Below are 11,695 nucleotides of genomic sequence, written 5' to 3'. Positions count from 1 at the left end.
AACCGGGAACGTCCGCACCTGGCCCTCCAATACAAAACGCCCGATGCAGTGCATCGGGCGTTTCAAAGGAGCGATCAGGCAGATAATTTACCCTGCTTAACCGTCAACCTATAGCAGGACGGGTCAGGTCCTGACGTATCGATGCCGCGCGCATTCCACTTGTCTGCGAGGCGGATTCCAGCCTCCGCCACCCCCTTTCTCCGTCGCTGCCTTGATTTTACTCAGCCGCAATTTTCTCTTGCGGATCAACGCCTTGTGGCGGAATCACCTGGTTGTCCACAGACTTGGGCACAGAATCTGTGGGCAATCGGGGCACTTGTTCAGCGCGGCGGCAACACTCCCATATTTATGGCTGGCGAGGGGGGAGGGGCTTGGCTATGCTCTGCACCTGCTCATTTTCACTTTGCCGCTGCAATGACGAACCAGGCCACAGAATTCGCCAAAGTCCTTCGGGGACTTGCACGCTTTTCGCAGTGTTCCGAGAGCCGCGCGGCGTTTTCGCAAGCGGCGGAGATGATTGAACGGCTGATCCGGGAGAATCGCGATCTCAGGCAGACGCGCCCGGCCGAGGATCCCGCACAGCTTGCCTGAGGCCGCTTCCTGGTACGCTCAGTCTGTTGAGCATTGTCATAACTTCATTTCTTCTGCCGCCGGCGCGAAGAACCCCGTGACGCATCAGGCATCTAGCCAGATGCCTTCCCTCCCATCGTCACGGAGCAACCATGAAGAAAAACGCGATTCTTCCAGCGCTGCTGGCACTCGGCTGTGCCGCCAGTCCGGTCTATGCCCAGGTCGGCCTCACCGGCAGCATCGGGACCACCGGTCTCGGCCTGCACCTGAACCTGCCGGTGTCGGATCAGCTCGGCGCCCGCATCGGCGTCAACGGGCTCAACTATTCGGATGACATCCGCACCACCAACGTCGAGTACGACGCCAGGCTGAAGCTGAGGACGCTGGAGGCGCTGCTCGACTACTACCCGATGGCCGGCAGCTTCCGCGTCACCGGCGGCGTGGTCTACAACGACAGCAGGCTTACGGGTACGGGCACGCCGCGGGCGGGCGGGTCCTATCGGTTCAATGGCACGACCTATCCGGCGGCGACCGCAGGGGAGCTGGAGGCACGGGTCGACTTCCGCAAGTTCGCGCCTTACCTCGGCATCGGCTTCGGCAAGGCGCCGAAGGAAAGCGGCTGGTCTTTCTCGGCCGATCTGGGCGTGCTGTTCCAGGGCAGCCCCGATACCACGCTGCGCAGCAGGGGATGCACGGCGCCGGCGCCGCTCTGCACGGCGCTTGCGGCCGACCTGGAAGCGGAGCGTCGGGAATTCGAAGACGACGTGGAGGACTACAAGGCTTTTCCGGTCCTCCGCGTCGGCGTCAGCTACGCATTCTGACGCCAGGGACTGTCAGACCGAGGCCGGGGGCGTGGTCGGGCCGCGGTCCCTGCCGTTCATCCGGTAATTCAGTGCCATGCTGCCCGCCACGACAAGCAGTACCAGCAGTTGCGCGAGCATGGTCTGCAGCGAGGGATAGATGCCCAGCAGGTCGATGCTCGGCGCGGCGATCGGGGTGATGTCCAGCATGCCCGCTTCCTGGAGTGCGGCCACGCCCTTGCCGATCAGGACCACGGCGAGCACTGCGACCAGCGCCGAACTCACGGCGAAGAACTGGCTGATGGGCAGGCGTGCGGAAGTGCGCAGCATGAGGAACGCGATCACGGCAAGGATCACGATGCCGAGCCCGAGGCCGGCAAGCAGGTAGGCGCCGCTGCCTTCCGTCCACAGCGCGGCGTAGAAAAGCACGGTCTCGAACACTTCGCGGTAGACGGTGACGAAGGCCAGGATGAACAGCATCAGCGCGGTCCGCTTGCCCAGCGCGCCGGTCAGTTTGTCGCGGATGTACATCTGCCAGCGGCCGGCAAGGCTCTTCTGGTGCATCCAGATGCCGACGGCGAGCAGCACCACCGCCGCGAAGATGGCGGAGAAGCCTTCCGTCAGCTCCCGGCTGGCGCCGCTGACTTCGATCAGGTAGGTCGCGGCGAACCAGGTCAGGCCGCCGGCCGCGAGTGCGCTGATCCACCCCGCATGCACATAGCGCAGGGTATCGGCACGGTCGGCCTTGCGCAGAAAGGCGATCATCGCGACCACCACCAGCAAAGCTTCCACGCCCTCGCGCAGCAGGATGGTCAGCGCGCCGAGGAAGACGCCGAACTTGTCGTCCTGCGCCACGTCGAGCTTGTCCTGTGCCTGGGTGAGGAGTGTCTGCAGGCGGGCCTCGATCTGTCTTGCCTCGTCCTTGTCTGACTGCGAGATGGCAGCGCGGTAGGCGCCCATGGTCTGTTCGATCTCGGTGAACAGCGGCTTGTCCTTGATCGCCAGCGCCGGTTCCACCGGCTCGAATCCGTCGAGGTAGGCGGACAGGGCGAGACGGGTGGCCTCTGCCCGGTCTCCGCGCTCCAGCGCCGTCAGGCTCTCCTGCAGTCGGGTGCGGGCAAGCGACAGGCTGCCTTCGGCGGAGGGGGCGAGCGCTTCGGGGTGGTTGCGCAGGTGGGCCAGCACGGCGGCCGCATCCTTCGCCTGCAGGGTCTTCTCCAGGCCGCTTTCGGACAGCTGCGTCAGCGTTTCGATATTCGGCACGGCCGACTGCACGCGCTTGTCCGATTCCCACAGCGACTTGCCCGCCTCCTGCTCCTGCTTGTCGAAGGCCTGGGTGGATACGAAGAATGCCAGTGCCCAGCGGTCTTCGTCCGAGAGTTGCGCGAACGAGGGCATCGGCGTGCCTTCCACGCCCCGCGTAATGCTCTGGTGGAGCGAGAACACGCTGCGCTCGCGGGCACGGGCGCGGTCGGTGAAAGCGATCGGAGGGGGATTCATGCCGGCGGCGGCAGGGCCGTCGCCGCGGCCCTCGGCCCCGTGGCAAGAGGCGCACTGCGCCTGGTACAGCCTGGCGCCGAGCTTGAGGTCGGGGGTCTTGGCCGGCTTCGTCGGCACGGGGTAGGCGGCGAGCAGTCCGGCGGCGAGACGATTGGCCTGCTCGGCGACGTCAGCGGTGCCGGCCTTGGCCTCGACCTTCGACTTCAGCGCCGCCGCCAGCTGCAGCAGCCCCGCCTTCTCGGCCTTGTCGGGCAGCTCGCCCAGCTGTCGCTCCGCGGTCTGCGCGAATTCCTGCATCTCCGCATATTCATCGGCGTCGATCACCTTGCCGTCCGCCACCGCGCCGCCATAGTCGACCGCCATGTAGTCGAGCAGCTGCCAGATCTGAGCTGCCCTGTCCTGTACCGACACGTCGGCGGCGTAGGCGGAGGAGGTGACGGACGCCATCAGCAGGGCCGCCAGGGTGATCAAGACGCGCATCATTTTCATGTTGTATCCGGGTCGGAAATGGTGGAGACGGGTCGCTGCGGCAGTCCGTGCCTGCAGAACCCATCGCTTCCTCAAACGATAATGAGAATTATATGCATTTGCGAACGAGATGATAAGCGATTCAGTGCAGGATTTGCCAGAAACCGGTGAGCGAGGCCGGTGCGCACAGGGGCGAGGTTAGAATTTCGTCCTCTCCCGGATGCCTGCTCACATGGATACGATCGTCTTCTGGTTCACCAAACTCGCCTGGATGCTGCTGTCCCCTGACAGCCTGTTCCTGTTATGCCTGGTCGGGCTGTGGCTGATGATCAGGTGGGGCTGGACGAGGGCGGCCAGGCGACTGCTGATGGCGCTGATCGTCGTGCTGGCCGTGGTGGCGCTGTTGCCGGTGCATGAATGGATGTTCCATCCGCTCGAGCGCCGGTTCCCTGCGCCGACTTCGCTGCCGGAGTCGGTCGACGGCATCATCCTGCTGGGCGGCGCGGAGGAGGCATTGCAGGCGAATGCATGGGGAGGGCCCGAAGTGAATCAGGCGGCGGAGCGTTATCTTGCCTTTCTCATGCTCGCGCGGACTTACCCGGACGCGAAGCTGGTGTTCACCGGCGGATCGCACCGCCTCGTGGATCAGGCATTGAAGGAAGCGGACGTGGCCGTGCGCTTGTTAACGCAGCAGGGACTGGATACCGGGCGGCTTGTCGTGGAGAGGGAGGCCCGCAATACGGCGGAGAATGTACGCCGGACGCGCGAGCTCTTCAGACCCGCGGCGGGCGAAAAGTGGGTACTCGTGACCTCGGCGTACCACATGCCGAGGGCGGCGGGAAGTTTTTGCAGGGCGGGCTGGCCGGTCATCGCCTACCCGGTGGATCATCGTTCGGTCCCGGGGCGGATGCTCCGGCTGGACCTCGATCTGATCAGGCATGCGGCGGGCGCGACAACCGCCGCGCGCGAGTGGATCGGCCTGGCATCCTACTACCTGGGCGGGAAGACGGAGGCCCTTCTCCCCGCTCCATGCGTGGACGCGCCAAGCGCCAGGGATGCCGGCACTTAGCTGTTGAGCACCAGGAAGTGTCCGCCTTCGCGCTTGATCGCGGTCATCCACTCTTTCAGTACCGGCGGCGGATCGCCGTCGCATGCGAGGTCGACATCATGCTTGACCATCTCGTAAGGACCGAATTGCGGCACGGCGCGCTGACCGGTATAGCCGAAATTCTCCAGGTCTGAAATATCCGTTCCGGCGCGCACGACGAGGTGGCGATAAGGGATCTTGGTCGACTTGTAAATATCCACCAGCATAGGGACTCCACGAAAAGCAGTTTGCGGTGCCCTATAGATTTACGTCGAGAAAAATTGTTCCCGGGAATTTTATTGATTTCAGGTACGGAACGAAGGCGGCTTTCGTTCGCTGTCGCCCGGCTGAAGGTCGCGCTCATACTCGGCAATGACCTGGGCGCCGAACAGCAGCAGGCCGGCCGCGATCTCGAGCGTCAGCAGCACGACGATCGCCGTCGTCAGCGAACCGTAGACTACGCTCACCTGCGACAGCGTCGCGAAATACCAGACCAGCAAGTGGCGCGTGATTTCCCAGAGCAGCGCCGCCGTCACGCCGCCGAGCAGCGCATGCCGGATCGACAGCCGGCCGACCGGCATGACGAGGTAGACCGAGGTCACGACCAGGATTTCGCCCGCCACCCCGAGCAGGTAGAGCAGGGCGCCCGACACGCCGTCGAGAGCCCAGCGCCGTCCAAGCAGGCGCACGCTGTCATCGCCCATCGCCTGCAGGCTTCCCGCCACCAGCGTCACCAGGAGCAGTCCGACGCCGAGGAAAAGGATGTAGCAGTAGGGGAGCAGGGCGGAGATCAGAAAATGACGACGGCGGATCGCGACCCGGTGGAAGAAGATGACCGACATCGCATTCTCGAGCACCGTGAAGGCGAGGGAGCTGAAGAACAGCAGCGTCAGCACGAGCAAGGGGCCGATCACTTCGCGATGGGTGAGGAAGTTCGACAGCTCGGCGACGATGGCGCCGGACTGGCCGGGCAGCAGCCATTCGAGATAGATGGCCAGTGTTTGCAGCAATTCGGTTTCGTCGATCAGGTGCGACAGTGCGATCACGGTCACGATCATCAGCGGCACGATCGACAGCAGCGCGTAATAGGCGACGGCGCCGGCGAGAAGCAGGCCCTGGTTGGCGCGAAAGCTCTTCAGCGCGCGCAGAAAGAATGCGCCGGGATGCGTCCAGATGGTTGCCGTGCCGTGATCGCCGTGTCGCATGCCGCTCCGGGGCAGAGTGTGGGCAAGCGCTTAAGCTAGCGCGACCCGGACACCGCCGGCTTGGCATTCGTCACGAGCGGCGCGCCTCATGCGCGGTCCTTGTCCGTTGACGGACCCGGCTTGCGCTCCTGGGAAGCGCCGATGGAATCGGCGAAGCTGGCGTGGGTCTTGTCGAAGGCGGCTTCGACCGCCGACAGCAGCGGGGTGCCGCGATACTGGTTTTTGAACCACCTGCACCAGTAGGCGTCGCGCTCGAGTTCGGCGCGTGCTTTTTCCAGCGCCTGTATGCGATCGTCGCGCGCGCGAATCTCCTGCTGCAATTGGTCGATGGTGCGTGCGGCCTTGTCGGCGAGTGCGACCAGGTCGTCAAGGATGGCGGCAGTCGCGTCCTGCTTTGGGCTCAATCGCGTTCCCCGGAAACGAAACCTGATGGATGGTGGAGCTTTGCTGCGAGCGCGGCGCGCATCATGAATGCCTGCGAAACCTGCGCAGCCATGGAAGAAGCCTGGCTCCCCGACCTGGACTCGAACCAGGGACCTGCGGATTAACAGTCCGTCGCTCTACCGACTGAGCTATCGGGGAAAGGAGGCGGCATTATAGGGCCGCCTTGCCTTCAAGTCAAAGCGTATCACTCGGCCGCTTCCGGCAGGCTTACTCGAAGCGTTTGATGCTGGTCGGGTCGCGTCCGATCCAGGGCCTGTTCGGGATGAACGGGTCGCGCGGATCGGATTTCTCATCGCACTGGCGGTACAGGTGTGCCCAGATGCTGATCGCGCGCGAGATGTCTTCGCGGGTCAGCCTGGGTTCCTTGGGCTTCTTCGACAGCTTGATGGGTGAGTTGTACGGGGCGCCACCGACAGGCGGAATCGCCTTGTTCAGTGGACGCGAACGGGACTGACGCTTTTCCATGGCGGCCTCGCATGCTGCACAAAATCGGCTCATTTCCAGGCAGTACGTACGCGACGCTGCCTTGTCATTGTCGGCGCTGTCGACTGCGACAGGAACTGCGGCCAGGCGTGCTGTCGTCGTTCGCACGCAGGGGATGGGCGCCATGGAAGCTTGGAACGGCGCGAGGCAAACTAGTTCTCCGCGCGAGAGCGGCAATATGAGCCGTTGAAGCGCGGCGGCGGAACTTACGCAAAGATTCCCGTACGAAGAGCAAATACTGCAAAACCAGTTCTGAAGAGGTCTTCAATGCCTGCCGTCGAACAAACCGCCCAAAGGCTAGAGATACTGGTCGAGGCAGCCTGCCGTTACGGTCTCGTTCTGGATCTGCTCACGGCGATTCACGACATGCAGAACGGGCGCCAGCTCGGGCCGGGAGAGACCGAGCTCTTCAACGCCGCATCCATCGCCGCGCTGCTGGCCAAGCTCGAGCGCGAGCGCCGGGGAATAGACCTGGAGTGAGAACGCGCGGCGCGATGCTTCACGCGCGCCGGAAAAGCTTCTTGGTGAATTCTTCGAGCGACACCAGTGCCCGGTGCACCGCGCGTGCGAGCTGATGCGACGGGCGATGCCGGGAATAGAGCAGGTCGAGCGCTGATCTGCGATGCGATCGGTGGGAGTGCCTGCGGGCGTGACGCGATTCGGCGGCCTCGGCGCGGGGCGCATCCCGCGGCTTCTCCGGCGGAGCGGCTTCGGCGCGGGCGATCCACTCATCGTGTTCCTTGCGCTTGGCCGGATCGGAAAGCACCGAATACGCGGTGTTGATGATCTGGATGACGCGGATGGCCTCGGCACTGTCGCCGTGACGGTCGGGATGGTATTTCTGGCACAGCGTCTTGTACGCCGCACGGATAACCTCCGGCGGCGCGTCGCGGGCCACCTTGAGATTGTCGTAGTGCGTGTGAACGTGTGCCATGTACGGATCAGAGAGTCGATCGGGGAATTCCCCGGTTGCGTTTATCCTAATCGACTCTTGCCTTCCAATAATTGCAGAATATCAATGCTGCGGGCCACTCTCGCGAATGAGCTTGTTTCCCGTGCGCGTGGCGGCTTCGATGGCGGCTTCGTAACTGTCGAAGTGACCGTCCACATGGTGCTTGTCGACCACGCACTCGAAGTCTTCCTTGCCCGCGTCGAAGCGAAAAATGCTGACGAAGGGATCCCAGCCGCCCGCCGGCAGCTCATGGGCGATCAGATGCAGCTGGTACTGGCCAACGGTTTCGATCTGCATGCAGTCCTCCTCAACGCAATGATCCTAGCAGCACATCCATCACTGCCATTGAGCACCGTCATTCCACTGCCGGAAAAAAGTTGGCCCGCCGCAGCCTTCCTATGTTGTTCCTGGGAACAATTTCGTAGAATAGGGGTCTAGTTGCCTTCTCACTCCCCTGACCCCGAAAGCCAATAATGACAAGCGAATCACGAGATCTCGAACTTGCTGCCCTGCGCAAACTGGAAGAAGCGGTACGCGCTTGTGGTCTTCCCACCGTCATGGTTTCGGGGCAGCGGCAGCTCGATATGCTGGCCGACGCGCTGCGTGCCGTCGAGCAGGTCCGCAACGCCGAACAACTCGTCCACGGCTGATCGTTTTCCGCGGGGGCGCTCAAACCCTCCGCAGTCCTGCCCTCACATTCCTGCATCCTGCCGTCTTGCCCGCAATTGCGGGCAACGACGCTGCCGGCCGACATCCGCGGCCAGGCTATTCCCGTTTATCCTCTCGCACCACGCTGCTTCCTCACGCGACAGCAAGCGGCTGCTTCATCATGTCGTCACAATGCAGCGGCAGACTTGCCTCACTGAATACCCGGCCGTCGACACCCGGCTTGCGAAGGGAGAATGCATGGAGATCAACAACGAGATGCTGCAGGCTGCGATCAGGAAGGCCGTTGAGGCAGGGCTGCTTCCCCGACATGCATCCCCTGAAGAAATGCGCATCAATCGCGACCTCATGCGGGTTGTCCTGCAGGCGGCGATGGATCAGGCGCCGTCGCCTTCACGCTATGTGTCGAAGGGCGAGCGATTTCGCCCGGTCGCCGATCTTCCTGTTTTTCGTCCGCGCTTTGCGGGGTCGAACTGACCCCCGCGGGCTTTCCCACACATGTTGTGGTCAATCCTGTGGATAAGTGACTGATGGCAGGCCGAAGTCCCTGTTTTTACAGAAGAAATCGGCGCTGCTTAAACTTGGGGCAGTTCCAGGGCGATCAGAGATGCCTGGCAAAGTAGATGGCGGGGTAGGACCAGGCAGTCCAGTATTCCACCGTCGCCGCCAGCAGTTGTTCATTGAACCGGATAACGTTCTTGTAGCCATCGATATAGTTATGCATCTCTGTCTCCTCCGTGGGGGGAGACAAAATGTAGCAATGCGCTCCAGTGCCGGATTTGTGAAAGCGCAAGGATGTTGCGGCACGGATAGTGCGGAGCGAGCGGCCCGCCGTCATGCGGCATCGAGTTCGGCGCGAACCCGCGGCAGGGAGCCGGGATATTCACGCTGCAGAAAACCGAGCAGCCCTTCTCGTACGCGGCACCGGAGGTCCCATGCTCGCCCGGCGTCGGCAGCACTGACGAGAATGCGAATCTGCATCGCCCGTTCGCTCGTTTCCACTACCTGGGTAATGCACAGGCGCCCGTCCCACTCGGGCGATTCGCGGCAGAGGCGTTCCGCCTGCTCGCGCAGGGCGCCGACCGGCGCGGCATAGTCGACCCAGACGCTGACGGTTCCCAGGATTTCGGAGTTGGTTCGCGTCCAGTTCTGGAACGGATTCTCTATGAACCACTGCAATGGGACGATCATCCTCCGCTGATCCCAGATGCGGACGACGACGTAGGTCCCGGTGATTTCCTCTATCTGCCCCCATTCGTTCTGCACGATCACGACGTCGTCGAGACGGATCGGTTGCGTCAGCGCGATCTGCATGCCCGCGAGCAGATTCCCGAGCACCGGTTTGGCGGCAAAGCCCACTACCAGGCCGGCGACACCGGCGGACGCCAGCAGGCTCGTGCCGATCTCGCGCAGCAGGGGCAGTGTCGACAGTGCGGTGCCGGCGCCGATCATGACGATCAGCGCCATGACCGAGCGTGCGAGTACCCTGGTCTGCGTCTGGATCCGGCGTGCGTGCAGGTTGTCGGGCGTATCGGCGGGATGCAGTTCGATGATGGTATGGGAGACGGCACGCACGCAGCGCAGGCCGAGCCAGGTCAGGCCGCACACGATGACGAGCCCGGTGACATGCCGCGCTGCCGCCAGCCCCGGTATATCGTCGGGCGCGCTGCGAAGTATGACCTGGACGATCAGCAGATAGATGAGCACGCCGACGGCACGATGCCCGTACTGCAGCAGGCGCCGCGAATAGGGCAGCGGCTGGGCGAGGCGCGCGAGCACTCGCGTCGCGATCCCATGCAATAGCAGGACCGGCGGCAGCGCGATCAGCAGTTGTACGACGATGTGAATCCAGGGGAGTTGTCGGACGAGAACGATCCAGGGGATGACCGCGTAGCCGAGCGCACTCGACCAGTCGGGTACGGCTTCCGTCATGTTGGCAAACCTGTTTTGTTTCAGACTTGCCTTATCGAGTAAGGACAATACCGGAAGTTCGATCACATCCGGGTGACGGCGCGACGCGCCGGTGCGAACCGCTCCCTGTCAGGAGGCGAGCTGCCGGTCACCGACCGGATTGTGATCGGGTACCGGATCGTCATCCGGGGACGGCTGCTGATCGGGAGTAGGTTCGTCGCCCGGTGCCGGCTCGCGCGGAACCTGATGGTCGTCAAGTGCGAACATGATTGCTCCGGCCAAGGGAAACAGTGAGTGATACTAGGGTAGCCGGGGACGACGTCTTTGACCAGGATCAGGTGCGCGGGAAGGGGGCGAAGACATGGAGCACCAGCCGTATTCCCGCGACCGGCGGACAGTCCGACGAAGACCGCCCGCGTACAACGCGACTCAGGACGTCGTTGCTTCCGAGCTGGCGGTACCCGTGGAAGCGTCCGTCTTGGGCTTGAACTGTTTATCGCTGATCCGGAATTTGGTGCGGCGGTCGCCCATCAGCTGGCGCAGATCGCGAATGCTGAGTTTCGACACTTCGTGCATGCGGATCAGCAGGGATGCACCGACGGGAAGACGCCGGTGACGGATCTTGCTGATCAGCGGCGGTGCGACCTCGAGGGCGCGGGAAAGCGCGGCGTCGTTCTTCAGGTTGAGTCGCTCGATCAGCGATTCGAGAAGATTGTTCGGGTCGTACTGGAACTGCTGCTCGGCAGGTTTGGTTTCGTTGGCTTGGCTCATCTGTCTAAGTCCCCGTTCTTGTTCAGTCGGGTTTTATTCTGACCATTCGAATGGATGTCTTTTTGATAATTCTCAGAGTTCGTAGCCTGCGTACTTCGAGCGAAGTGTGCGCTTGCGTTTTATCGTCCGGCGCTCACACGAAATAGGCGGCGCCGAGAACCAGCGGCGTTCCGCTCACGCCTGCGACGACAAGCCGCCGCGCCACCGCGTGGATCTGATCCTCGAACGCCCGATATGTCTGAAGGAAATCGAGCTGGCTGTTTCCCTTGAGGCGCTGAAGATGGGCGAGCGCATTGCGCGACACCAGGCATTCACGGTCGGTGAAACCTACCTCGACGGTGAAAGAGACGCCCTCTTCGCTGGCACGCGGCTCCGAAATCGTCTTGTACATGCTGGTCTCCGTTATGAATCGTTATGTGAAGGAAGGAAACTGTTGAGGCCATGGTAATAAGACACCCCGGCATGGTTTTGACGGCAGTCAACGGCAGCGATGCCGTACCGGCCCGGCCCGCGCGGTATTTGTGTGAGCGCATGCGCGCCGTCAGCGCGGCGGGTGCAGAGGGGACTGGAACAGGGTGAGCTCCCAGGTATCCGGGATCAGGTTGTGCCGCAGGATGTAGAGGGCATGATCGCTCGCCTGCAGCTTGAAGTAGTGCTCGTTCTGACCCATCCAGCGGTCCACGATCTGCAGGACCGCGAGGGGACGCTCGCCGAGCCTGAACGCGCTGGGTTCAGGGTCGCCGTGCAGGCCGGGCGTGGTTTCGACAGCGAGCAGCATGGTTCCCTGGCCGGACAAGAAGTGTTTTTTGGGCAGCAGTGGCGACGCTTCGTTCCATCG

Annotated in this window: 19 protein-coding genes and 1 tRNA gene; 5 read left to right on the top strand and 15 right to left on the bottom strand. The window is 62.9% G+C overall.

What is annotated here, in order from left to right:
• The first annotated feature begins 414 nt into the window (after positions 1 to 414).
• Together NCCP691_RS19870 and NCCP691_RS19865 are read left to right on the top strand one after the other, a co-directional pair.
• Positions 415 to 591 (top strand): hypothetical protein, encoded by a 177-nt coding sequence (locus NCCP691_RS19870; RefSeq protein ID WP_220810309.1) that lies wholly within the window; start codon positions 415 to 417, stop codon positions 589 to 591.
• A gap of 131 nt (positions 592 to 722) precedes the next feature.
• Entirely contained in the window at positions 723 to 1,391 is a 669-nt protein-coding gene (locus tag NCCP691_RS19865) for a hypothetical protein (protein ID WP_220810308.1), read from the top strand.
• Positions 1,392 to 1,403: 12 nt separating this feature from the next.
• Here the strand turns inward: NCCP691_RS19865 and NCCP691_RS19860 are convergent, their stop codons facing one another.
• Positions 1,404 to 3,359 (bottom strand): cytochrome c/FTR1 family iron permease, encoded by a 1,956-nt coding sequence (locus NCCP691_RS19860; protein ID WP_220810307.1) that lies wholly within the window; start codon positions 3,357 to 3,359, stop codon positions 1,404 to 1,406.
• 211 nt (positions 3,360 to 3,570) lie between these two features.
• On the opposite strand from NCCP691_RS19860, the gene NCCP691_RS19855 reads away from it, so the two are divergent.
• Positions 3,571 to 4,407: a YdcF family protein gene (locus NCCP691_RS19855; RefSeq protein ID WP_220810306.1), complete on the top strand. Its 837-nt coding sequence runs from the start codon at positions 3,571 to 3,573 to the stop codon at positions 4,405 to 4,407.
• Here NCCP691_RS19855 and NCCP691_RS19850 read toward each other — a convergent pair.
• The 5 genes from NCCP691_RS19850 to NCCP691_RS19830 form a co-directional block, all read right to left on the bottom strand.
• A complete protein-coding gene (locus tag NCCP691_RS19850) occupies positions 4,404 to 4,652 on the bottom strand; it encodes a hypothetical protein (RefSeq protein WP_220810305.1) in 249 nt (82 codons plus the stop codon). The genes NCCP691_RS19855 and NCCP691_RS19850 overlap by 4 nt on opposite strands.
• Positions 4,653 to 4,730: 78 nt before the next feature.
• Positions 4,731 to 5,630, bottom strand: a complete 900-nt coding sequence (locus NCCP691_RS19845) for a YihY/virulence factor BrkB family protein (protein ID WP_220810304.1) — start codon at positions 5,628 to 5,630, stop codon at positions 4,731 to 4,733.
• 86 nt (positions 5,631 to 5,716) lie between these two features.
• Positions 5,717 to 6,034 (bottom strand): hypothetical protein, encoded by a 318-nt coding sequence (locus tag NCCP691_RS19840; RefSeq protein WP_220810303.1) that lies wholly within the window; start codon positions 6,032 to 6,034, stop codon positions 5,717 to 5,719.
• A 102-nt stretch (positions 6,035 to 6,136) separates the two neighbouring features.
• Positions 6,137 to 6,212, bottom strand: a tRNA-Asn gene (locus NCCP691_RS19835).
• A 69-nt stretch (positions 6,213 to 6,281) separates the two neighbouring features.
• The gene (locus NCCP691_RS19830; RefSeq protein WP_220810302.1) at positions 6,282 to 6,539 is read right to left on the bottom strand and encodes a hypothetical protein; all 258 of its coding nucleotides are present in this window, start codon (positions 6,537 to 6,539) and stop codon (positions 6,282 to 6,284) included.
• A 285-nt stretch (positions 6,540 to 6,824) separates the two neighbouring features.
• Between NCCP691_RS19830 and NCCP691_RS19825 the strand changes: the two genes are divergently transcribed.
• Complete coding sequence (locus tag NCCP691_RS19825; protein WP_220810301.1) at positions 6,825 to 7,037, top strand: hypothetical protein; 213 nt, start codon at positions 6,825 to 6,827, stop codon at positions 7,035 to 7,037.
• Positions 7,038 to 7,056: 19 nt separating this feature from the next.
• Here NCCP691_RS19825 and NCCP691_RS21570 read toward each other — a convergent pair whose 3' ends face one another.
• From NCCP691_RS21570 to NCCP691_RS19810, 3 genes are all read right to left on the bottom strand, one after another.
• Entirely contained in the window at positions 7,057 to 7,491 is a 435-nt protein-coding gene (locus tag NCCP691_RS21570; protein ID WP_220810300.1) for a J domain-containing protein, read from the bottom strand.
• 81 nt (positions 7,492 to 7,572) lie between these two features.
• Positions 7,573 to 7,806, bottom strand: coding sequence for a hypothetical protein (locus NCCP691_RS19815; protein ID WP_220810299.1), 234 nt, complete (start codon positions 7,804 to 7,806; stop codon positions 7,573 to 7,575).
• 188 nt (positions 7,807 to 7,994) lie between these two features.
• On the bottom strand, positions 7,995 to 8,153 hold the full coding sequence (locus NCCP691_RS19810; RefSeq protein ID WP_220810298.1) for a hypothetical protein: 159 nt from the start codon (positions 8,151 to 8,153) through the stop codon (positions 7,995 to 7,997).
• Between the two features lie 262 nt (positions 8,154 to 8,415).
• Here NCCP691_RS19810 and NCCP691_RS19805 point away from each other — a divergent pair, with 262 nt between their 5' ends.
• A complete protein-coding gene (locus NCCP691_RS19805; protein WP_220810297.1) occupies positions 8,416 to 8,652 on the top strand; it encodes a hypothetical protein in 237 nt (78 codons plus the stop codon).
• Positions 8,653 to 8,776: 124 nt separating this feature from the next.
• Here NCCP691_RS19805 and NCCP691_RS21545 read toward each other — a convergent pair whose 3' ends face one another.
• The 6 genes from NCCP691_RS21545 to NCCP691_RS19780 form a co-directional block, all read right to left on the bottom strand.
• On the bottom strand, positions 8,777 to 8,899 hold the full coding sequence (locus tag NCCP691_RS21545; protein ID WP_274387244.1) for a hypothetical protein: 123 nt from the start codon (positions 8,897 to 8,899) through the stop codon (positions 8,777 to 8,779).
• Between the two features lie 110 nt (positions 8,900 to 9,009).
• Complete coding sequence (locus tag NCCP691_RS19800; RefSeq protein WP_220810296.1) at positions 9,010 to 10,107, bottom strand: mechanosensitive ion channel family protein; 1,098 nt, start codon at positions 10,105 to 10,107, stop codon at positions 9,010 to 9,012.
• A gap of 108 nt (positions 10,108 to 10,215) precedes the next feature.
• Positions 10,216 to 10,353: a hypothetical protein gene (locus NCCP691_RS19795; RefSeq protein WP_220810295.1), complete on the bottom strand. Its 138-nt coding sequence runs from the start codon at positions 10,351 to 10,353 to the stop codon at positions 10,216 to 10,218.
• Positions 10,354 to 10,515: 162 nt separating this feature from the next.
• Positions 10,516 to 10,857 (bottom strand): hypothetical protein, encoded by a 342-nt coding sequence (locus tag NCCP691_RS19790; protein ID WP_220810294.1) that lies wholly within the window; start codon positions 10,855 to 10,857, stop codon positions 10,516 to 10,518.
• Between the two features lie 133 nt (positions 10,858 to 10,990).
• Positions 10,991 to 11,248, bottom strand: coding sequence for a DUF1488 family protein (locus NCCP691_RS19785; protein WP_220810293.1), 258 nt, complete (start codon positions 11,246 to 11,248; stop codon positions 10,991 to 10,993).
• A 150-nt stretch (positions 11,249 to 11,398) separates the two neighbouring features.
• On the bottom strand, positions 11,399 to 11,635 hold the full coding sequence (locus tag NCCP691_RS19780; protein ID WP_220810292.1) for a hypothetical protein: 237 nt from the start codon (positions 11,633 to 11,635) through the stop codon (positions 11,399 to 11,401).
• Positions 11,636 to 11,695 lie beyond the last annotated feature (60 nt).

Origin of the sequence: Noviherbaspirillum aridicola, assembly GCF_019656455.1 — a bacterium.
Taxonomy (GTDB): domain Bacteria; phylum Pseudomonadota; class Gammaproteobacteria; order Burkholderiales; family Burkholderiaceae_D; genus Noviherbaspirillum; species Noviherbaspirillum aridicola.
Note: the sequence above shows the minus strand (reverse complement) of the source record. Positions and strands in the feature narration are given on the sequence as shown.

Bases quoted from the DNA above. Each gene is read 5' to 3' on its own strand.
- NCCP691_RS19805 (WP_220810297.1), top strand. From the start codon at position 8,416: ATGGAGATCAACAACGAGATGCTGCAGGCTGCGATCAGGAAGGCCGTT.
- NCCP691_RS19785 (WP_220810293.1), bottom strand. From the start codon at position 11,248: ATGTACAAGACGATTTCGGAGCCGCGTGCCAGCGAAGAGGGCGTCTCT.
- NCCP691_RS19850 (WP_220810305.1), bottom strand. From the start codon at position 4,652: ATGCTGGTGGATATTTACAAGTCGACCAAGATCCCTTATCGCCACCTC.
- NCCP691_RS19845 (WP_220810304.1), bottom strand. From the start codon at position 5,630: ATGCGACACGGCGATCACGGCACGGCAACCATCTGGACGCATCCCGGC.
- NCCP691_RS19860 (WP_220810307.1), bottom strand. From the start codon at position 3,359: ATGAAAATGATGCGCGTCTTGATCACCCTGGCGGCCCTGCTGATGGCG.
- NCCP691_RS19825 (WP_220810301.1), top strand. From the start codon at position 6,825: ATGCCTGCCGTCGAACAAACCGCCCAAAGGCTAGAGATACTGGTCGAG.
- NCCP691_RS19790 (WP_220810294.1), bottom strand. From the start codon at position 10,857: ATGAGCCAAGCCAACGAAACCAAACCTGCCGAGCAGCAGTTCCAGTAC.
- NCCP691_RS19800 (WP_220810296.1), bottom strand. From the start codon at position 10,107: ATGACGGAAGCCGTACCCGACTGGTCGAGTGCGCTCGGCTACGCGGTC.
- NCCP691_RS21545 (WP_274387244.1), bottom strand. From the start codon at position 8,899: ATGCATAACTATATCGATGGCTACAAGAACGTTATCCGGTTCAATGAA.
- NCCP691_RS19855 (WP_220810306.1), top strand. From the start codon at position 3,571: ATGGATACGATCGTCTTCTGGTTCACCAAACTCGCCTGGATGCTGCTG.
- NCCP691_RS19795 (WP_220810295.1), bottom strand. From the start codon at position 10,353: ATGTTCGCACTTGACGACCATCAGGTTCCGCGCGAGCCGGCACCGGGC.
- NCCP691_RS19780 (WP_220810292.1), bottom strand. From the start codon at position 11,635: ATGCTGCTCGCTGTCGAAACCACGCCCGGCCTGCACGGCGACCCTGAA.
- NCCP691_RS19865 (WP_220810308.1), top strand. From the start codon at position 723: ATGAAGAAAAACGCGATTCTTCCAGCGCTGCTGGCACTCGGCTGTGCC.
- NCCP691_RS19815 (WP_220810299.1), bottom strand. From the start codon at position 7,806: ATGCAGATCGAAACCGTTGGCCAGTACCAGCTGCATCTGATCGCCCAT.
- NCCP691_RS19870 (WP_220810309.1), top strand. From the start codon at position 415: ATGACGAACCAGGCCACAGAATTCGCCAAAGTCCTTCGGGGACTTGCA.
- NCCP691_RS21570 (WP_220810300.1), bottom strand. From the start codon at position 7,491: ATGGCACACGTTCACACGCACTACGACAATCTCAAGGTGGCCCGCGAC.
- NCCP691_RS19830 (WP_220810302.1), bottom strand. From the start codon at position 6,539: ATGGAAAAGCGTCAGTCCCGTTCGCGTCCACTGAACAAGGCGATTCCG.